The sequence below is a fragment of the Rhodobaculum claviforme genome (assembly GCF_016653255.1).
Classification (GTDB): Bacteria; Pseudomonadota; Alphaproteobacteria; order Rhodobacterales; family Rhodobacteraceae; genus Rhodobaculum; species Rhodobaculum claviforme.
The window spans coordinates 1-17,841 of the sequence record NZ_NHSD01000331.1 but is presented as its reverse complement, the minus strand read 5'-3'; the positions used below and the strand labels follow the sequence as shown (position 1 = coordinate 17,841).

The following is a 17,841-nucleotide window of genomic DNA, read 5'->3' as shown; positions in this document are numbered from 1 at the left end:
GCAAACGCCCCCTCCCCCAGCGTGCCCGGCGGCAGCGGCTGCCAGTCGTTGGCCGGTACGTCATCGATTCGCCCAAGGTGCGGCACCGCCTCCACCAGCTTGCGGCGCAGCTCGGGCAGCGAATCGAACGGCAGGCGCGTGCCGATCTCGCCCGACAGCGCGCGCAGGATGGCCCAGTTCTCCTTGGCTTCGCCCGGGGCGAACCCCGCGCGCAGCGCCAGTTGCGGGCGGCCTTCGGTGTTGACGAACAGGCCCGGCTCCTCGGTCCAGGCGGCGGCCGGCAGGATGATGTCGGCCCGGTGCGCGCCCCGGTCGCCGTGGCTGCCCTGATAGATCACGGTCGACCCGGCCGGAATGTCGACCTCGTCGGCCCCGAGGTTGAGGATCACCTCCGCCCCCTCCAGCAGCGCCGCCATTCCGCCGTCGCTGACGCAGCCCGCATCCATCGCGCCCACGCGCCCAGCCGCGGTGTGCAGCACCAGGAAGCCCGCCCCCGTGGCCTCGGCCAGCGCCATCGCATGGCCCAGCACCGCCGCGCCATCGGTCCCCGTCAACGCCCCCTGCCCCACGATGACCACACCGGGCGTGTCGTCGCCCGCGGCGTCCCGGACCAGCTGCGCAAGCGCCGCTCGGTCGGCCCCGTGGTCTGTCACGTCATAGGTCAGATCGGCCGGCGGGCCCACGCGGTGCACCTCGGCGCCCAGGGTCCAGGCCTTGCGGATGCGCGCGTTGAGCACCGGCGCCTCGGTCCGCGGGTTGGTGCCGATCAGCCAGATCCGGCGCGCCGCGTCGATGTCCTCGATCGCCGCCGTGCCGACATGGGCCGAGCGGTTGTGCGCGGGCAGATGCGCACCGTCGGTGCGGCACTCCACCTGGCCGCCCTGCCCCTCGACCAGCAGGCGCAGCGCCCAGGCGGCCTCCACCGGGGCCAGATCGCCCACGAGGCCCGCAACCCGCCGCCCCTTCATCGCCGTCGCGGCCGCCGCCAGCGCCTCGGGCCAGGTGGCCGCGCGCAGCTTGCCATTGCTGCGCACATAGGGCCGGTCCAGCCGCTGGCGACGCAGCCCGTCCCAGACGAAGCGGGTCTTGTCGCTGATCCATTCCTCGTTCACGCCGTCGTGGTTGCGTGGCAGGATGCGCATGACCTCGCGGCCCTTGGCGTCCACCCGGATATTCGCGCCGAGGCCGTCCATCACGTCGATGGTCTCGGTCTTGGTCAGCTCCCAGGGGCGCGCGGTGAAGGCGTAGGGTTTGGACACCAGCGCCCCCACCGGGCACAGGTCGATGATGTTGCCCGACAGCTCGCTGTCGATCAGCGCGCCCAGATAGGTGGTGATCTCCGCATCCTCGCCGCGGCCGGTCTGGCCCATCACCGACACGCCCGCCACCTCGGTGGTGAAGCGCACGCAGCGCGTGCAGGAGATGCAGCGCGTCATGTGGGTTTCCACGAGCGGGCCGAGGTCCAGATCCTCGGTCGCGCGCTTGGGCTCGCGATAGCGGCTGAAATCCACGCCATAGGCCATCGCCTGGTCCTGCAGGTCGCATTCCCCGCCCTGGTCGCAGATCGGACAGTCGAGGGGGTGGTTGATGAGCAGGAACTCCATCACCCCCTCGCGCGCCTTCTTGACCATGGGCGAGTTCGTCCTGACCACCGGCGGCGCGCCATCGGGCCCGGGGCGCATGTCCTTGACCTGCATCGCACAGCTGGCGGCGGGCTTGGGCGGGCCGCCCACGACCTCCACCAGGCACATCCGGCAGTTGCCCGCGATGGACAGCCGTTCGTGGTAGCAGAACCGCGGGATCTCGATCCCCGCCAGCTCGCAGGCCTGGATCAGGGTCATCTCGGGCGGGGCCTCGATCTCGTGGCCGTCGATGATGATCTTTCGCAACTCGGTCATGGCTCCGTCCCCGGTCAGTCGACCCGCATCAGCGAGCCGAGATAGCTTCCCTGGTCGATCTCGCGCAGGCCCGCGCGGCAATAGCTGTCGGCGTCGCCCGCCACCACACCATTGGCGGCCAGCCAGGCGTCGCGGCGGCGCTCCATCGCGGCGCGGGCCTCGGGATCGTCGAGATACGCCTCGATGCTGCGGCGGGTGTGCCCCAGCGCGATGGCGCGGTTGTAAAGCTTCAGCGCCTCGGCGCGCACCACCCAGCGGCGCTCCGAGATGGTGGGGCAGTTGCGCCGGATCTCGTCGCCGATCGCCGCCGCCAGAAGGCGGCCGTCGATGTGCGCATCCTCGCGCAGCGGCGCAGGCTCGGCGCCCGCCGCAGGGGCCGACACCGCCAGCCCGAGGCCCAGCGCCAGCAGCACCGGCCGCAGGGCGGCCACGGCGGTCACTCCGCGGCCACCGCGGCGGCCGGACGGCTGCGCCGATTGGCGATGCGAGCCTCCACCTCGGGGCGGAAGTGGCGCATCAGCCCCTGGATCGGCCAGGCGGCGGCATCGCCGAGGGCGCAGATCGTGTGGCCCTCCACCTGCTTGGTGACATCGAGCAGCATGTCGATCTCGGACGGGTCGGCCTCGCCCGACACCAGCCGCTCCATCACGCGCATCATCCAGCCGGTGCCCTCGCGGCAGGGCGTGCACTGGCCGCAGCTTTCGTGCTTGTAGAATTTCGCAAGCCGCCAGATCGCCTTGATGACGTCGGTGCTCTGATCCATCACGATCACGGCCGCCGTGCCCAGGCCCGACTGGTGTTCGCGCAGCCAGTCGAAATCCATGATCCCGTCACTGATCGTGCCGGCCGGAAGCAGCGGCACCGAGGCGCCACCGGGGATCACCGCCTTGAGGTTGCCCCACCCGCCGCGAATCCCGCCGCAATGACGGTCGATCAGCTCGCGGAAGGGGATCGACATCTCCTCCTCGACCACGCAGGGGCGGTTCACATGGCCCGAGATCGCAAAGATCTTGGTGCCCGCGTTGTTGGGTCGCCCGAAGCCCGCGAACCACTGCGCGCCACGGCGCAGGATGGTCGGCACGACGGCAATCGATTCGACGTTGTTCACCGTGGTCGGACAGCCGTAAAGGCCCGCGCCCGCCGGAAACGGCGGCTTCATGCGCGGCATGCCCTTGCGCCCCTCCAGGCTCTCCAGCAGCGCGGTTTCCTCGCCGCAGATATAGGCGCCGGCGCCGTGGGCGAGGTACAGATCGAAATCCCAGCCGGATTTCGCGGCGTTGCGGCCCAGCAGGCCCGCCTCGTAGCATTCGTCGATGGCGGCTTGCAGCGCCTCACGCTCGCGGATGTATTCGCCGCGGATGTAGATGTAGCAGGCATGCGCGTTCATCGCGAACGACGCGATCAGGCACCCCTCGATCAGCGTGTGCGGATCGTGGCGCATGATCTCGCGGTCCTTGCAGGTGCCCGGCTCGCTCTCGTCGGCATTGACCACCAGATAGGCCGGGCGCCCGTCGCTCTCCTTGGGCATGAAGGACCACTTCAGCCCGGTGGGAAAGCCCGCCCCGCCGCGTCCGCGCAATCCGCTGGCCTTCATCTCATCGATGATCCAGTCGCGGCCCTTCTGGATCAGGGCCCCGGTGCCATCCCACTGGCCACGCGACCGCGCCCCCTTCAGAGAGCGGTCGTACATGCCGTAAAGGTTGGTAAAGATACGGTCCTCGTCCTTGAGCATCCGTCGGTCCCCGGTTCCAGTGTCACCCGCCGCGGCGCCCGCGGCAGACAGAAATTGCATGTCACCTGTCACGTCGGCCGATGGGCCGCCCCGTCAAGCGCCTGCGATCAGTTGCCGCCCCGGTTCCTCCAGAGCCGCCAGGTCACGAACAGCGCCCAGCCAAAGGCCGCCAGCGCCATCAGGTCGAACAGGAAGACGAACCGCGCCTCCCAGCCCATCTCGCCGCCCAGCCACTGGGCGCCCATCCAGAACAGCATGGTCCCGGCCATCACGGTCGCGACCATCCGTGCCTGCGCCCCCTGGGCGCGCTCGTCATCATCCGGCCTGCGCATCGCTCCCCTCATCCGTTGCGCGCAGCGTCCCCTTCGGCTGCGTCCTGCGCCACCAGGGCACTGGCCTGCTCCACCCAGCCGTCACGGCTGACACGGCCCCGGAACCCCTCCAGGTTCTCGTCCCACCACGCGACATCGGCCTCGGACCACTGCGCGATCTGGGCAACGCCCGTCACGCCGCGATCCAGCAGGCTCTGCGCCAGCTTGGGGCCGACGCCACGGATGCGCTGGAGGTCCTCCACCGCATCCGTCGCCGCACCCGCGGGCGCATCCCCGGCGGCCGCGGTCGGCGCCGCCTCCGGGGATGCGGCGGGCTGTGCTGCGGGGGGCGCCGCCGACGGCGCGGCCATCGGCTGCGACGCAGAGGGCGCACGCCCCGCCGATCCGACGGGCACCGGACCCGGCAGCGGACGGCAGAACAGCAGCGTGAACACCGCCCCCGACGCAAGGAACACCACCCCCGCGGCAAACACCGCCTGGACGAAGCTCCATGCCTCGCTGCGCAACAGCGCGATCACGAGCACGAGGGCCACGAACCCCGCCACGGCCCAGCACGTCAGGCCGCACAGGAACTTCTGCCGTCGGGCAAGGGCGTTCTTCTGTCGTTCATCCATCCGCTGCACGTCTCCCTGATTCAGGTCCCGGCGGTCTCGTCGCCGGTGGTTGCCGCCCGCGCCGCGGGCTTGGCTTCGGTCTTGGGTGCCGGCGCTGCGGCCGCCGTCCGCTGGGCCGCCTGCGGGGCGCGCCCGCTGCCCGGCGCCACCCCGAGCGGGAAGCTGCCGGCCAGCGGCGGCGTCGGCCGGGCAAAGATGAAGTAGTTGAACAGCCCCACGCTGACGAACACCACGGCCGCCATGAAGATGGCCTGGATCACGCCCCACCCGCCCAGCACGAGCAGGAGCACCCACACAAGGGCCGCAAGGCCCGCGGCGCTGCCCCAGCTGAAAACAAGGGTCTCGAGGGTGGCTTTTTGCTTGGTCGCCATGGTCTTTCTCCCACGCTTGGTTGACGCAAAGTTGCGCGACCAAGTGTAACGCGTCCGTGCGGCGCTGTCTTGTGTGGTTTACAGCCTCACTGTCCAATCCATCTGACACATACCCCCGTCATCCCCGACGTTCCGTCCCGTCGATCCGCTTGACCGTATCCCCGAGCGCCAGCGCCAGATCGACCGAGGCGTTGTGCGCGAGCCGCGCGCCCTCGGTCAGCGTGGTGGCGCCGCCGGCGGGCTCGCTGGCGAACCGGCCGGACTGGGACCCGGGCGGCGGCACCCGACCCGCGGCCAGCTCATCGAGGATCCAGCCCAGCCGCTCGGCCGTCAGGTCCTCGTAGTAATCCTTGCCGATCTGGGCCATCGGCGCGTTGGCGCAGGCGCCGAGGCACTCGACTTCCTCCCAGCTGAACTTGCCGTCGGCCGACAGCGCGTGCGGGCGCTTCGCAATGCGCTCCTTGCACACCGCCACCAGATCCTCGGACCCGCACAGCATGCACGGCGTGGTGCCGCACACCTGCACATGCGCGACGGAGCCCACGGGCGACAGCTGGAACATGAAGTAGAAGGTCGCCACCTCCAGCGCGCGGATGTAGGCCATGCCCAGCATCCCCGCGACATGCTCGATGGCGGGGCGCGTCAGCCACCCCTCCTGCTCCTGGGCGCGCCACAACAGCGGGATGATGGCGCTGGCCTGGCGGCCCTCGGGGAACTTGGCGACCTGCGCCTCGGCCCAGGCCTGGTTGGCGGGGGTGAAGGCGAAGCTTTCGGGCTGATCGGGGTGCAGACGGCGCAGCATCAGGTGCACGCCTCGGTGGTCAGCCGCAGCCCCTCGGCCGAGGCCGGCACGACGGCGCGGCCGTCCGCCAGCAGAACCGCCACGATCTCGGCCAGCTTGGCGTCGTTGAAGCCGGTCGCGGCCTCGATGGCCGACGCCTGGGCGTCGGTCTGCACGATGCAGCCGATCTGCTCCACCGCGGCGACGAAGGTGTCGATTTCCGCCGCGCTGGGCTCGGCCAGGGCGGGGGCGGCAACGGTGGCCAGCAGGGTGGCGAACAGAACAGGTTTCATCGGTCGATCTCTCCGAACACGACATCCATGGTGCCGATGATGGCGGCCACGTCGGCCAGCTGGTGGCCCTTGCAGACATGGTCCATCGCCTGAAGGTGCAGATACCCGGGCGCACGGATCTTGGCGCGGTAGGGCTTGTTGGTGCCATCCCCCACCAGGTAAACGCCGAACTCGCCCTTCGGTGCCTCAACCGCGGCATAGACCTCGCCCTCGGGGACGTGGAAGCCCTCGGTGTAGAGCTTGAAGTGATGGATCAGCGCCTCCATCGAGGTCTTCATCTCGCGCCGCGGCGGCGGCGTGATCTTGCCGCGCGCCAGCACGTCGCCCGGGGTCACGCGCAGCTTGGCGATGCACTGGCGCATGATCTTCAGGCTCTCGGTGATCTCGGCCATGCGGCACAGATAGCGGTCGTAGCAGTCGCCGTTCTTGCCCACCGGGATCTGGAACTCGAACTCGTCATAGCATTCATAGGGCTGCGCGCGCCGCAGATCCCAGGCCAGGCCCGAGCCGCGCGCCATCACCCCCGAGAACCCCCAGTCGAGGATCTCCTGCTGGTTCACCACGCCGATGTCGCAGTTGCGCTGCTTGAAGATCCGGTTCTCGTTCAGCAGGTCGGCGATGTCATCGAGAACCCTGGGGAACGTCTCCATCCACGCCTCGATGTCGTCGAGCAACGCCTCGGGGATGTCCTGGTGCACGCCGCCGGGGCGGAAATAGGCGGCATGCAGGCGGGCCCCGCAGGCGCGCTCGCAGAACACCATCAGCTTCTCGCGCTCCTCGAAACCCCACAACGGCGGCGTCAGCGCGCCCACGTCCATCGCCTGGGTGGTGACGTTCAGAAGATGGCTCAGCACCCGGCCGATTTCCGCGAACAGCACCCGCAGAAGCGAGGCCCGGCGCGGCACCTCCACCCCCGTCAGCTTCTCGATCGCCAGGCACCAGGCGTGTTCCTGGTTCATCGGGGCGACGTAATCCAGCCGGTCGAAATAGGGCAGGTTCTGGAGATAGGTGCGGCTTTCCATCAGCTTCTCGGTGCCGCGATGCAGCAGGCCGATGTGGGGATCGCAGCGCTCCACGATCTCTCCGTCCAGCTCCAGGACAAGCCGAAGAACCCCGTGCGCCGCAGGGTGTTGCGGGCCGAAGTTCAGGTTGAAGTTGCGGATCTTCTGCTCCTTGGTGATCACGTCACCGCGGGCGTCGCGCAGAATGTCTCCGTCCATCAGTCGTTCCTTCCCTTGGCCGGGCCGCTGCCCGTGCCATTGCCCGCACCCGTCAGCCTGTCGATCCGCGCCGCCATGACCCACAACAGCACGATCAGTCCCAGCGGCACGATCACCACCAGTGACCAGTAGGGGTTGATGTCGAACAGCGGCAGCAGCTTCATCAGCGGGATCACCGTCAGCGCCGCAAGCACGATGAAGACCAGCACCTCCATCACCCCCGTCCCGGCTTGGCGTCGCCCGTCTTCTCGTCCCCCGGAAGGATGTAGTCCGCGCCTTCCCAGGGGCTCATGAAATCGAACTGCCGGTATTCCTGCACCAGGGACACCGGCTCGTAGACGACGCGCTTCAGGCCCTCGTCGTAGCGCACCTCGGTGTAGCCGGTGGTGGGGAAGTCCTTGCGCAGCGGATGGCCGCGAAAGCCATAGTCGGTGAGGATGCGCCGCAGGTCGGGATGCCCCGAGAACAGGATGCCGAACATGTCGAACACCTCGCGCTCGAACCAGCCGGCGCTGGGGTGCAGCGTGGTGATCGAGGGCACCATCTCGTCCTCGCCCACCGCCAGCTTCAACCGGATGCGGTGGTTCTGCCACATCGACAGGAAGTGATAGACCACGTCGAAACGCTTGGGGCGCTCGGGATAATCCACCGCCGTGATGTCCACCAGCGTGCCGAAGTTGCACGCCGGATCCTCCTTGAGGAAGCGCACCACCTCCAGCACCGCGCCGGGGGCGATGCGCAGCGTCAGCTCGCCATGGGCGAGGATGCGTTCGGCCACCTCGGCCTCGTGGCGCATCTCGATATGCTCGGCCAGGACCTCCAGCTGCTCGTCGGAGCCCATGGCGGGGGCAAAGATGTGGTCGGCCATTGCGATGCCTCTCGGATCACTTGGATGGGCGGGCGGGTCCGCACCGTCAGCGTACCGCCGTCAGCGTACCAGCGTGCCGGTGCGCCGGATCTTGCGCTGCAATTGCAGGATTCCGTACAGCAGCGCCTCGGCCGTGGGCGGGCAGCCGGGCACATAGATGTCCACCGGCACCACGCGGTCGCAGCCGCGCACCACGCTGTAGCTGTAATGGTAGTACCCCCCGCCATTGGCGCAGGACCCCATGGAGATGACGTAGCGCGGCTCGGGCATCTGGTCGTAGACCTTGCGCAGCGCCGGCGCCATCTTGTTGGTCAGCGTGCCCGCCACGATCATCAGGTCGGACTGGCGCGGGCTGGCGCGCGGTGCGGTGCCATAGCGTTCGACGTCATAGCGCGGCATGGCGACGTGCATCATCTCCACCGCGCAACAGGCCAGGCCAAAGGTCATCCAGTGCAACGAGCCGTTGCGCGCCCAGTTGATCACATCCTCCGCCGAGGTCAGCAGGAAGCCCTTGTCCTGCAACTCCTTGTTGAGGGTCTGGGTGGTGACCTCGCGGTCCTCGCCGGCGTCGAAGGCGGCCGTGCTCACTCCCATTCCATCGCTCCCTTCTTCCACTCATAGGCGAAACCGGCGGTCAGCACGAACAGGAAGATCATCATCGACCAGAACGCCGTCATCGAGATCTCGCCAAAGGCCACCGCCCAGGGAAACAGGAACGCCACCTCCAGGTCGAAGATGATGAACAGGATCGCGACGAGGTAGAATCGCACGTCGAACTTCATCCGCGCGTCGTCAAAGGCGTTGAAGCCGCATTCATAGGCCGACACCTTTTCCGGATCGGGGCGGCGGACCGCGACGACCAGGGCAGACAGAAGCAGGATCAGCCCGAAGCCCACCGCGACCCCGAGAAAGATGAGGATCGGCAGGTATTCGCTGAGCAGGTTTTCCACGTTCGGTTCCTCCGGCTGGCGTCGTTCAGCTCGCACCAGGTTGACCCACAAGGTAGTGCCGCCCCCCCCTGTCGGTCAACCGCGACTGGCGGGCCGCGACACCAAAGCGTCGCGGCCCCCGTTTGTATGCATCCGCACACAGATTGGATGCGTCAGAGGGTCGCACCCCGCGCGATGGCCCTCAGCGCGCGGACCAGGACGGCGGGCGGCGCTCGAAAAAGGCGGCGATGCCCTCGGCGCTCTCGGGGCTTTCCCAGCAGCGCACCAGCGCCTCGATGCTCTCGGCGATGGCGGCGGCGTCGATCGGCGGGCCGAGGCGACGCACCAGCGCCTTGGCCTCGGCCACCGCGCCGGGCGCGGCGGCGAGGTAGGGCGCGACCTCGGCCGCCACCGCCTCGTCCAGCGCATCGGGCGCCACGGCGTCGGCCAGCAGGCCCAGCCGCACCCCTTCCTCGGCGGTGAAGCGGCGGGCGGACATGAACACCCGGCGCGCCATCGCCTCGCCCATGCGGGCCACGACATAGGGGCCGATGGTGGCGGGAATCAGCCCCAGCCGCGTTTCGGTCAGCCCCAGCCGGCTGCCGGCCACCCCGATGGCCACGTCGCACACCGAGATCAGCCCGACGCCGCCGCCAAAGGCCTGCCCCTGCACCCGCCCGATCAGCGGCTTGGGCAGGGTGTTCAGCGCGCCCAGCATCTCGGCCAGCTTGCGCGCCTCCCGCGCGCGGGTGGGGCCGTCGGCGGCCATCTGCGCCTTCATCCAGCCCAGATCCCCGCCCGCGCAGAAACTCTCGCCCGCGCCGGTCAGCACCACCACCCGCACGGCCGGGTCCCGGCCCAGCCGATCGGCGGCGGCGTGCAGATCGGCGATCATCTCGGCCGACATGGCGTTGTGCTTGTCGGGCCGGTCCAAGGTCAGCGTGGCCACGCCGTGCGCATCGGTCTCCAGTCGGATCGTGGAGGACATCGCGGCGCCTCAGTCGAACCGGCGCAGGCGCGCGATCAGGCTGGAGGTGTCCCACCGGCCCCCGCCCATCGCCTGCACCTCGGCATAGAACTGGTCCACCAGCGCGGTGACCGGCAGCGCCACGCCCTGCTCCTCGGCGGCGCGCAGGCAGATGCCCAGATCCTTGCGCATCCAGTCCACGGCGAAGCCATGCTCGAACTGGCCGTCCAGCATGGTCCCGTGGCGGTTGGCCATCTGCCACGATCCCGCGGCGCCCTGGCTGATGACCTCGACCACGGCGCGGCCGTCCATGCCGGCGCGTTCGCCGAAATGCAGCGCCTCGGCCAGGCCCTGCACCAGGCCCGCGATGCAGATCTGGTTCATCATCTTGGCGATCTGCCCCGCGCCGCTGTCGCCCAGCCGCCGGCAGATCCGGGCATAGGTGGCCATGACCGGCTCGGCCCGCGCGAAATCCTCCTCCGAGCCGCCGCACATGATCGACAGCACGCCGTTTTCGGCGCCGGCCTGCCCGCCCGAGACCGGCGCGTCGATGTATCCCAGCCCGGCCGCGCGCGCGGCGGCGGACAGCTCGCGCGTGACCTGCGCCGACACGGTTGTGTGATCGACGAACACCGCGCCCCGGGCCATGCCCGCGAACGCGCCGTCCCCGCCCAGGCAGACACTGCGCAGGTCGTCGTCGTTGCCCACGCAGGCCAGCACGATCCCGGCGCCCTCGGCGGCCTCGCGGGGGGTGGCGGCGTGGCGGTGGCCGTGTTCGGCCACCCATGCCTCGGCCCTGGCGGTGGTGCGATTGTAGACGCAGACATCGTGGCCGGCCGCCGCGAGGTGCCGCGCCATCGGCGCCCCCATCACGCCCAGGCCCAGATACGCCAGTTTCGCCATGTCGCTGTCCCCCCTTGTCGCGCGCCCGACGATTGCACGGGCGGTATCGAGGGTCTACCTAGCCGCCGACGGCAGGCGCAACAACAGGCAAGCCATGCTCCTCGTTCTCCGCTGGATGATCCGGATCTTTCTCGGGCTTGCGCTGCTGGGCGCGGGGGCCGGGGTGCTGGGCTACCACTTCCTCGCGCGCTCGCTGCCGGACTACGCGGCCACGCACCGCCTCGACGGGCTGGAGGCGGAGGTGGAGATCGTGCGCGACACCAACAACGTGCCCCACATCTTTGCCGAAACCGACGCGGACGTGTTCTTCGGCCTCGGCTTTGCCCACGCGCAGGACCGGTTGTGGCAGATGGTGCTGATGCGCCGCACCGCCCAGGGCCGCCTGTCGGAGATGTTCGGCCCGCGCACCCTGCGCACCGACGAGCTGATGCGCCGGCTTGACCTTGCGGGGCTGGCGCGCGCGTCGGTGGCAGCCCAGGACGACGACACCCGCGCAGCCCTGCAGGCCTATGCCCGCGGCGTCAACGCCTGGATCGAGACCGTCAACCGCGAGGCCCGCGGCCGCGGCGCGCCCGAGTTCTTCGTCTTTCCCTCCGAGGTGGCGCTGTGGCAGCCGGCGGATTCGCTGGCGCTGATCAAGCTGATGGGGGTGCAGACCGCCAGCCACCTGCACCGCGAGGTGCTGCGCGCGCGCCTGTCGCTGGTGCTGGACGAAGACCGCGTGCGCGACCTGATGCCCGATGCCCCCGGCGCGGGCGTCGCCGCGCTGCCGGAATACTCCGAGCTGTTCCCCGACCTGCGCCCCGATCACAGCGCGCTGGACTGGGCGCGCGCGCCGATGTCGCCGATGTTCCCGCCGCCGCTGGGCGGCGCGTCCAACGCCTTTGCCGCGGCGCCGTCCCGCTCGGCCTCGGGGGGCACGATCCTGGCCAACGACCCCCACCTGCCCTTCACCGCGCCGACGATCTGGTACCTTGCGCGGCTGGAGTTGACCTCGGGGGGCGTGATCGGCGCCACCATCCCCGGCATTCCGGCCGTGCTGTCGGGGCGCAACGCGGCGCTGGGCTGGGGGCTGACGACCGCCTATCTCGACGATCAGGACGTCCATATCGAGCAGCTCGACCCCGACACCCCCGGACGCTACCGCACCCCCGACGGCTGGGCCGAGTTCGACACCCGCCGCACCATCGTGCGCGTGCGCGACGCGCCCCCCCTGACGCTGACGCTGCGCTGGACCGACAACGGACCGGTGCTGCCGGGCCACCACGCCGATCTCGGCTCCATCACGCCGCCGGGGCATGTGGCGTCGCTGGCGTGGACGCTGCTCGATGGCGCGGACACGACGATGACGGCGGCGATGCGGCTGATGCGGGCGCGCTCCATCGACGCGGCGCTGGAGGCCGCGGCCCTGCATGTGGCGCCCGCGCAGATGCTGATGCTGGCCGACCGCGAGCGCATCGCCATGCAACTCGTGGGTGCCATGCCCCGGCGCGACGCCCGCCACCAGTCCGAGGGCCGCATGCCGACCCCCGGCTGGCGCGCGGAAAACCGCTGGCAGGGCCGCCTGCCCTTCGAGGCCAACCCCGGCTTTGTCGATCCCGAAGGCGGGCTGCTGGGCAACACCAACAACAAGCCGCTGTCGCGCCCGTTCCCGCTGCATGTCAGCCACGACTGGGGCGACAGCCAGCGCATCCGCCGCTGGACCCGGCTGATGGGCGACCGCGAGGTGCACACCCGCGACAGCTTCATCGAGGCGCAGCTCGACACGGTGTCCGAGGCCGCGCGCACGCTGCTGCCGCTGGTGGCGGGCGATCTGTGGTTCGCCGACGAGGCCGCCCCGGCCGGCACCCCCGAACGCCTGCGCCAGCGCGCGCTGGCGCTGCTGGCCGACTGGAACGGCGAGATGAACGAGCATCTGCCCGAGCCGCTGATCCACGCCGCCTGGATGCGCGCGCTGCAGGACCGCCTGATCCGCGACGAGCTCGGCCCGCTGGCCGCCAGCTTCACCCATGTCGAGCCGCTGTTCATCGAACGGGTGTTCCGCGACATCGACGGGGCGTCGGCGTGGTGCAACGTGCGCCAGTCCTCGCGCCAGGAAAGCTGCGCCGAGATCGCGCGCCTGGCCCTCGACGACGCGCTGCTCTGGCTGTCCGAGCGTTTCGGCAACAACCCCGAGGGCTGGCGCTGGGGCGATGCCCACCAGGCCACCCACGATCACACCGCCCTGGGCGAGGTGCGCGTGCTGCGCCATCTGGTCAACATCCGCCAGTCGACCTCGGGGGGGGACCACACGCTGAACCGCGGGCTCACGGCGGGCACCGGCCCCGATCCCTTCCACAACGTCCACGGCGCGGGCTATCGCGGGGTCTACGACTTCGCCGACCCCGACAGCTCGGTGTTCATCACTGCGACGGGGCAGTCGGGCCACCCGCTCAGCCGCCACTACGACGACCTCGGCGAACGCTGGCGGCGCGGCGACTACATCCCGATGTCCCTGGACCCCGAGCTTGCGCGCGGCGGCGCGGTGGGCATCACCCGCCTGCTCCCACGCTGAGCCCGCGACGACGCCCGCCGGCCCCTCGTGGCCGCCCAGACTGAAGCGCCCAGACTGAAGCCATACCAGCGACAGCCGGTCTGCCCCTGTCTCGGCACCCGACACATGCGCACGCAGGGAGATGACGGAGGAAAGCCCGGGGATGGAGGCGAGTAGGAGATTCGAACTCCTGTACACGGATTTGCAATCCGCTGCGTAACCACTCCGCCAACTCGCCCCGTGGGGTGTGATAGATTTGGGCCCGGGTGGGGTCAAGGGGCGAGTGGGGGTTCAGCGGGCCTGGTCCGGGGAAGGGTCGGTTTCGGGGTGGGCCCCGGGTCCCTGGATCAGCGCCCCCGAACCCGCGGCATGTCCGGGGAACAGGCGGGCATGTTCGCCCTCGCCCATGTAGAGGGTCATGTGCGGGAACGGGATCTCCACCCCGGCCTCGTCGAAGACCTGCTTGACCAGCTCGGTATAGGCGCGGCCGATGCCCCATTGCATGCCCGGCTGCGTCTTGATCCGGCCGCGGACCACCACCGCGGAATCGCCAAGCTCCACCACACCGTGCATCTCGAAGGGGCCGACGATCTGGGGACCGTGCTCGGTGGTCAGCAGCCGGTCGAAAGCGTCCTGCATCAGCCGTTTGACCTGTCCGACGTCCTCGCGGTAGGCCACGCCGATGTTGGCCACATGATAGCCGAACCCGCGCATGAAGTTCGACACCTGCTCGACCGCGCTGAACGGGATCAGGTGATAGGTCCCCGACAGGTCCCGCAGCCCGACCGAGCGGATGGTCAGATGCTCCACCACGCCGGTGATCCCGGCGACGGTGACCACATCGCCCTCGTTCATGGCGTTCTCGATCTGGATGAAGGCGCCGTTGATCACGTCTGACACCAGCTTCTGGCCACCGAACGCGACCGCAAGACCGATGACCCCGGCCCCCGCCAGCAGCGGCGCGATGTTCATGCCCAGCTGCGCCAGCGTCAGCATGCCCGCAAGCACCACCAGAACCACCACAAAGGCGTTGCGAAACAGCGAAAACAGCGTGCGTTCGCGTGGCGTGGGCGCCCGACCGGCCTCGGGGTTGAGGCGGTAGTCGATGAACGACGACACCCCCAGCCACAGCGCCAGCGCCCCGACCAACACCAGCAGCGCCGACACCAGCCGCGAGACCAGGTCGCTGCCGGCCTCGGACGCCAGCCAGCCCAGGAAATCCATCACCTGCCAGGCCTGCGCGATGGCGATCAGCACGACGGCCGCCACCACCAGCCGCACCAGTTGCAGCATCCCCGGCACAAAGGCGTTCAGCCGCCGTTCCAGCAGCGGCAGGGTGTGGCGCAGGTCCTCGGGCAGGCGCAGGCCGGCGGCGATGGCGCGCGCGATCAGCACCGTGGCCGCCACCCCGGCGACCACAGCCACCACCGACTGCACCGTCGCCTTCAGCATGAAGGTCAGCGCGTCGGCGGGGCTGGCCGACCAGATCACGAACAGCGCCACCAGATAGACGATCGCCAGCAGGTGCCACACCAGGCCCACCCCCGCCATCAGCCGTCCGAGGATATCGTCGGGGTCGCGCCGGTTGCGCGCGCGCAGCGCCTCGCGCACCGGCACGCGGTTCTGCAGGACGATCAGCACCGCCGTCATCAGCGCGGTCACGACGATCAGAAGCGTCAGGCTGCGCCCCACCGTCGGCGAGACCGCCGCATTCACCACCGGCACCGCCAGCAGCACCCCGTACCCCAGCAGGCTGAGCAGCCGCGACGACCAGAAATACCAGTAGGCGGCGGTCTCGTCCGACATCGGCGCAAAGCGCAGCTGGCCATGGCGCGGGGCCAGCATCACGCGGGGCACGACCTTGGCCAGCTCGATCAGCAGAAAGGCGTTGAGGAACAGCGTCTGGTGGATCTCCATCGTGCCGGTCTCGCCGGTGGCCAGCGCCACCGCATAGCCCCCCGCCCAGGCGATCACGATGCCCAGCACATCGGTCAGCGCGAACGCCACCAGCCGCGCCCCGGACACCAGCCATCCGCCAGCGCCGCGCCGCTCCGACAGGTAGCGAAAGAACCGGTGACTGGGCAGGCGCACCAGAAAGAACAGCCCCAGGGTGACCGTCGCGACCAGCGCCACGGCCACCAGCCCCGCCTGCACCTCGGCCCAGTCCACCGCCTGCGCACCGGTGACAACCGACAGCACATCGCCCGCCGACCGGCCGATGGCCACGGCAAAGCTCGAGGCCTGCTCGCCCAGGTCGCGGGTGTACTCGGCGATTTCCCGCACGAGGGGTGTCGCGGTCGGCGGGGCGGCCGGTTCGGGCGCGACGCCCGCGGCCTCGGCGCTGGCCAGCAGCTGGGCGATCAGCGCCTCGCGCGCCCCTTCGTCGCGCAGCAGATCGGCCAGTGCGCGCGCCGCGTCACCGTTCGCGGCGGGGTCCCGGGGGGGCTCGGCGGCGGTCTGCGCCAGCGCAGCCAGCGGCAACCAGAGCACAATCCCCAGAGCACTCACCCATCCCCGGATCGCATGACGCATGACGGCCTCTTTCGTTTCCCGAGGCGGATCATAGCGTCCGAGGCCCGCGAACGAAACCTGAGGCCCGCCTGCACCCATCCCCGGCCCGTCCTGTGCCGATCCTGGGCCCATCCGGTGCCCGCGCGCAGCCACTGCGCAAACTGAGGCCTTGATCTTGCCCCCCCGCTGGCATACGCGTGCGCCTCGACAGGGGTATAGCTCAGTTGGTAGAGCATCGGTCTCCAAAACCGAGGGTCGGGGGTTCGAGTCCCTCTGCCCCTGCCAGATCCACCAGACCAGGTCGTTGACTTGCCCGGGGCGGTTCCGGCATGCGGCCTATCGGTGATGTCGGGTCGGCACAGGCGTTCCAGCCGGGCCGTCCCCCCTTGCGCCCTTCCTGCGGACCAGTGATTCGAGATCCCGGCACAGGGGGCTGACGCAGCCGCGCGCCCCGCCTGCGGCCGATCGCGGACGGGGCCGCTCGGTGCATCGGCCGGGGCTGGACCTCCGTGCGGACGCCCGGAATGGCGAGGGTGTGATCGAGGCGCTGCGGCGCGCCGCTGGCCCTGCCGGTCATCGGGCCCGCAGGGGAGCCGAACGGAATCCCGTGACCGCGCCGGTCCGGCGTGCCGGATCGCCATGGTCGGGCGGGCGGCCGGATGGCATGGGTGGACCGCCTGTGGCGGTGCGGGCTGGATCCTGCCGAAACGAGGGCCGGAACGAGGGCCGGAACGACAGGCCGGAACCCCGGGCAACCCCGCGCCCGGACCGACCGCCGCGCGGCCCGCAGGGGGCCTAGCCGGCCTCGATCAGGGCCAGGATCTCCGCCCGCAGCGCGCCGACCTCGGCGCGGGCGGGGGCGGCGCGGGGGCCTTCGACGGCGGCGCGGCCGCGGCCCAGCGCCTCGGCATAGGCAACGCGGTTGGCCAGCGTCGCCTCGGCCAGATCGGCCTCCATCGCGCGGGCGGCGGCGCCCACCTCGGCCGCCAGACGGGTTCCAGGCCGCGTGCGGTTCAGCACCACCAGCGCGCGCTTGCCCTCGCGCCGGCACAGATCCAGCACCCCTTCCGTCGCCCAGATGTCCATATGGCTCATGGAGACCGGCACAACGACAAGGCTGGCCACGCGCAGCGCCGGGCGCAGGTCGGCGTCGGCCTTGGGCGGGGTGTCGACGATCACGACATCCGCCCCCCGCTGCAACCGCTCGCATTCATACGACACCCCCCAGGCCGAGGCGGTCGCGAACTCGAAATCCTCGGTCCCGCCGTCGCGGCGGGCAAGGAACCAGCGACCAAGGCTGCCCTGCGGGTCGGTATCGAGCAGCGCCACCCGCGCCCCCTGCTGCGCCATGGCCACCGCCAGATTGATCGCGAGCGTCGTCTTGCCCGAGCCGCCCTTCTGTTGTGCCACAGTGATCACATGCGCCATCGCCACCTCGTCCGCCGCAGCCAGGGGGCAGACTAGCCGACTCGGGCGGGACATGCACGGATGTCTTGGCCGGCGGGTGTCGCGGGTGGGTGTCCTGGCAGGTATGCCCACCGCCGCCCCCGGGTGATCGCGGCCGCGCAGCTGATTCGGACGCTGCATCGGGGCGCGTGGCCATCCCTGCGGCCCTCGGGCCGAGGCCGGGACGGCGGCGGACGCCCACACCGCGCGCACACTCCGGCGCGCACCCCGCAGGAAAGCGCGCGCAAGCCCTGAAAACGATTGAACCGTATCGGAACATGATGAACACTTTGCCAAGGCGGTTTGTCGTTAAGTTCAGTGTTCCCATGGTGCCACGCCCCTTGCCCCTCCTGCTGTGCCTGTTGCTGTCCACGGGGGCGGCGGTCTCGGCCTGCCGGAACTCGTCGATGCGGGTCGACAGTGCCTCACGCTCGGCGCGGAGC

At 70.2% G+C, this 17,841-nt stretch carries 17 protein-coding genes, 2 tRNA genes and 1 pseudogene; 2 read left to right on the top strand and 18 right to left on the bottom strand.

The features are described 5' to 3' along the window. From nuoG to CCR87_RS16635, 15 genes and pseudogenes are all read right to left on the bottom strand, one after another. Positions 1-1,898: NADH-quinone oxidoreductase subunit NuoG (gene nuoG, locus CCR87_RS16705; RefSeq protein WP_201158674.1), on the bottom strand; the 1,898-nt coding region annotated here is incomplete at its 3' end. A gap of 14 nt (positions 1,899-1,912) precedes the next feature. Further along, positions 1,913-2,329: a DUF5333 family protein gene (locus CCR87_RS16700; RefSeq protein WP_207186679.1), complete on the bottom strand. Its 417-nt coding sequence runs from the start codon at positions 2,327-2,329 to the stop codon at positions 1,913-1,915. A gap of 5 nt (positions 2,330-2,334) precedes the next feature. After that, complete coding sequence (nuoF, locus tag CCR87_RS16695; RefSeq protein WP_201158678.1) at positions 2,335-3,630, bottom strand: NADH-quinone oxidoreductase subunit NuoF; 1,296 nt, start codon at positions 3,628-3,630, stop codon at positions 2,335-2,337. A gap of 107 nt (positions 3,631-3,737) precedes the next feature. Next, positions 3,738-3,962 (bottom strand): DUF5337 domain-containing protein, encoded by a 225-nt coding sequence (locus CCR87_RS16690; protein ID WP_201158672.1) that lies wholly within the window; start codon positions 3,960-3,962, stop codon positions 3,738-3,740. Positions 3,963-3,970: 8 nt separating this feature from the next. Next, entirely contained in the window at positions 3,971-4,576 is a 606-nt protein-coding gene (locus CCR87_RS16685; RefSeq protein ID WP_242512078.1) for a helix-hairpin-helix domain-containing protein, read from the bottom strand. Positions 4,577-4,596: 20 nt separating this feature from the next. After that, positions 4,597-4,947: a hypothetical protein gene (locus CCR87_RS16680; protein WP_201158671.1), complete on the bottom strand. Its 351-nt coding sequence runs from the start codon at positions 4,945-4,947 to the stop codon at positions 4,597-4,599. A gap of 130 nt (positions 4,948-5,077) precedes the next feature. Continuing rightward, positions 5,078-5,749: pseudogene (gene nuoE, locus CCR87_RS16675) on the bottom strand (NADH-quinone oxidoreductase subunit NuoE); the annotation flags it as partial. After that, entirely contained in the window at positions 5,749-6,021 is a 273-nt protein-coding gene (locus CCR87_RS16670; protein ID WP_201158670.1) for a hypothetical protein, read from the bottom strand. The pseudogene nuoE and the gene CCR87_RS16670, both read right to left, overlap by 1 nt. Then, positions 6,018-7,241, bottom strand: coding sequence for an NADH-quinone oxidoreductase subunit D (locus CCR87_RS16665; RefSeq protein ID WP_201158669.1), 1,224 nt, complete (start codon positions 7,239-7,241; stop codon positions 6,018-6,020). The genes CCR87_RS16670 and CCR87_RS16665 overlap by 4 nt, the downstream gene beginning before the upstream one ends. Then, on the bottom strand, positions 7,241-7,456 hold the full coding sequence (locus tag CCR87_RS16660) for a hypothetical protein (RefSeq protein ID WP_201158668.1): 216 nt from the start codon (positions 7,454-7,456) through the stop codon (positions 7,241-7,243). Before CCR87_RS16660 ends, CCR87_RS16665 begins: the two co-directional genes overlap by 1 nt. Continuing rightward, complete coding sequence (locus tag CCR87_RS16655) at positions 7,456-8,109, bottom strand: NADH-quinone oxidoreductase subunit C (RefSeq protein ID WP_274609791.1); 654 nt, start codon at positions 8,107-8,109, stop codon at positions 7,456-7,458. Before CCR87_RS16655 ends, CCR87_RS16660 begins: the two co-directional genes overlap by 1 nt. 60 nt (positions 8,110-8,169) lie before the next feature. Further along, positions 8,170-8,703, bottom strand: a complete 534-nt coding sequence (locus CCR87_RS16650) for a NuoB/complex I 20 kDa subunit family protein (RefSeq protein ID WP_201158667.1) — start codon at positions 8,701-8,703, stop codon at positions 8,170-8,172. Further along, complete coding sequence (locus tag CCR87_RS16645; RefSeq protein WP_201158666.1) at positions 8,694-9,059, bottom strand: NADH-quinone oxidoreductase subunit A; 366 nt, start codon at positions 9,057-9,059, stop codon at positions 8,694-8,696. The genes CCR87_RS16650 and CCR87_RS16645 overlap by 10 nt, the downstream gene beginning before the upstream one ends. Positions 9,060-9,240: 181 nt before the next feature. Then, entirely contained in the window at positions 9,241-10,026 is a 786-nt protein-coding gene (locus CCR87_RS16640) for a crotonase/enoyl-CoA hydratase family protein (protein ID WP_201158665.1), read from the bottom strand. 9 nt (positions 10,027-10,035) lie between these two features. Continuing rightward, positions 10,036-10,908 carry an NAD(P)-dependent oxidoreductase gene (locus tag CCR87_RS16635; protein WP_201158664.1) on the bottom strand — a complete coding sequence of 291 codons (873 nt, stop codon included), beginning with the start codon at positions 10,906-10,908 and terminating at the stop codon, positions 10,036-10,038. Positions 10,909-11,002: 94 nt separating this feature from the next. Between CCR87_RS16635 and CCR87_RS16630 the strand changes: the two genes are divergently transcribed. Continuing rightward, on the top strand, positions 11,003-13,462 hold the full coding sequence (locus CCR87_RS16630; RefSeq protein WP_201158663.1) for a penicillin acylase family protein: 2,460 nt from the start codon (positions 11,003-11,005) through the stop codon (positions 13,460-13,462). A 143-nt stretch (positions 13,463-13,605) separates the two neighbouring features. On the opposite strand, the gene CCR87_RS16625 is transcribed toward CCR87_RS16630, so the two are convergent. Together CCR87_RS16625 and CCR87_RS17570 are read right to left on the bottom strand one after the other, a co-directional pair. Continuing rightward, positions 13,606-13,679, bottom strand: a tRNA-Cys gene (locus tag CCR87_RS16625). A gap of 53 nt (positions 13,680-13,732) precedes the next feature. Continuing rightward, positions 13,733-15,973 (bottom strand): mechanosensitive ion channel domain-containing protein, encoded by a 2,241-nt coding sequence (locus CCR87_RS17570; RefSeq protein ID WP_201158662.1) that lies wholly within the window; start codon positions 15,971-15,973, stop codon positions 13,733-13,735. A gap of 188 nt (positions 15,974-16,161) precedes the next feature. Between CCR87_RS17570 and CCR87_RS16615 the strand changes: the two genes are divergently transcribed. Next, a tRNA-Trp gene (locus CCR87_RS16615) sits at positions 16,162-16,237 on the top strand. A gap of 510 nt (positions 16,238-16,747) precedes the next feature. Here the strand turns inward: CCR87_RS16615 and parA are convergent. Then, a complete protein-coding gene (gene parA / locus CCR87_RS16610; protein ID WP_201158675.1) occupies positions 16,748-17,380 on the bottom strand; it encodes a ParA family partition ATPase in 633 nt (210 codons plus the stop codon). Positions 17,381-17,841 lie beyond the last annotated feature (461 nt).

Excerpts from the sequence above, each read along its gene's own strand:
- CCR87_RS16660 (WP_201158668.1), bottom strand. The coding sequence starts at position 7,456 with ATGGAGGTGCTGGTCTTCATCGTGCTTGCGGCGCTGACGGTGATCCCG.
- nuoF (WP_201158678.1), bottom strand. The coding sequence starts at position 3,630 with ATGCTCAAGGACGAGGACCGTATCTTTACCAACCTTTACGGCATGTAC.
- CCR87_RS17570 (WP_201158662.1), bottom strand. The coding sequence starts at position 15,973 with ATGCGTCATGCGATCCGGGGATGGGTGAGTGCTCTGGGGATTGTGCTC.
- CCR87_RS16690 (WP_201158672.1), bottom strand. The coding sequence starts at position 3,962 with ATGCGCAGGCCGGATGATGACGAGCGCGCCCAGGGGGCGCAGGCACGG.
- CCR87_RS16640 (WP_201158665.1), bottom strand. The coding sequence starts at position 10,026 with ATGTCCTCCACGATCCGACTGGAGACCGATGCGCACGGCGTGGCCACG.
- CCR87_RS16680 (WP_201158671.1), bottom strand. The coding sequence starts at position 4,947 with ATGGCGACCAAGCAAAAAGCCACCCTCGAGACCCTTGTTTTCAGCTGG.
- parA (WP_201158675.1), bottom strand. The coding sequence starts at position 17,380 with ATGGCGCATGTGATCACTGTGGCACAACAGAAGGGCGGCTCGGGCAAG.
- CCR87_RS16635 (WP_201158664.1), bottom strand. The coding sequence starts at position 10,908 with ATGGCGAAACTGGCGTATCTGGGCCTGGGCGTGATGGGGGCGCCGATG.
- CCR87_RS16630 (WP_201158663.1), top strand. The coding sequence starts at position 11,003 with ATGCTCCTCGTTCTCCGCTGGATGATCCGGATCTTTCTCGGGCTTGCG.
- CCR87_RS16650 (WP_201158667.1), bottom strand. The coding sequence starts at position 8,703 with ATGGGAGTGAGCACGGCCGCCTTCGACGCCGGCGAGGACCGCGAGGTC.
- CCR87_RS16670 (WP_201158670.1), bottom strand. The coding sequence starts at position 6,021 with ATGAAACCTGTTCTGTTCGCCACCCTGCTGGCCACCGTTGCCGCCCCC.
- CCR87_RS16655 (WP_274609791.1), bottom strand. The coding sequence starts at position 8,109 with ATGGCCGACCACATCTTTGCCCCCGCCATGGGCTCCGACGAGCAGCTG.
- CCR87_RS16665 (WP_201158669.1), bottom strand. The coding sequence starts at position 7,241 with ATGGACGGAGACATTCTGCGCGACGCCCGCGGTGACGTGATCACCAAG.
- CCR87_RS16685 (WP_242512078.1), bottom strand. The coding sequence starts at position 4,576 with ATGGATGAACGACAGAAGAACGCCCTTGCCCGACGGCAGAAGTTCCTG.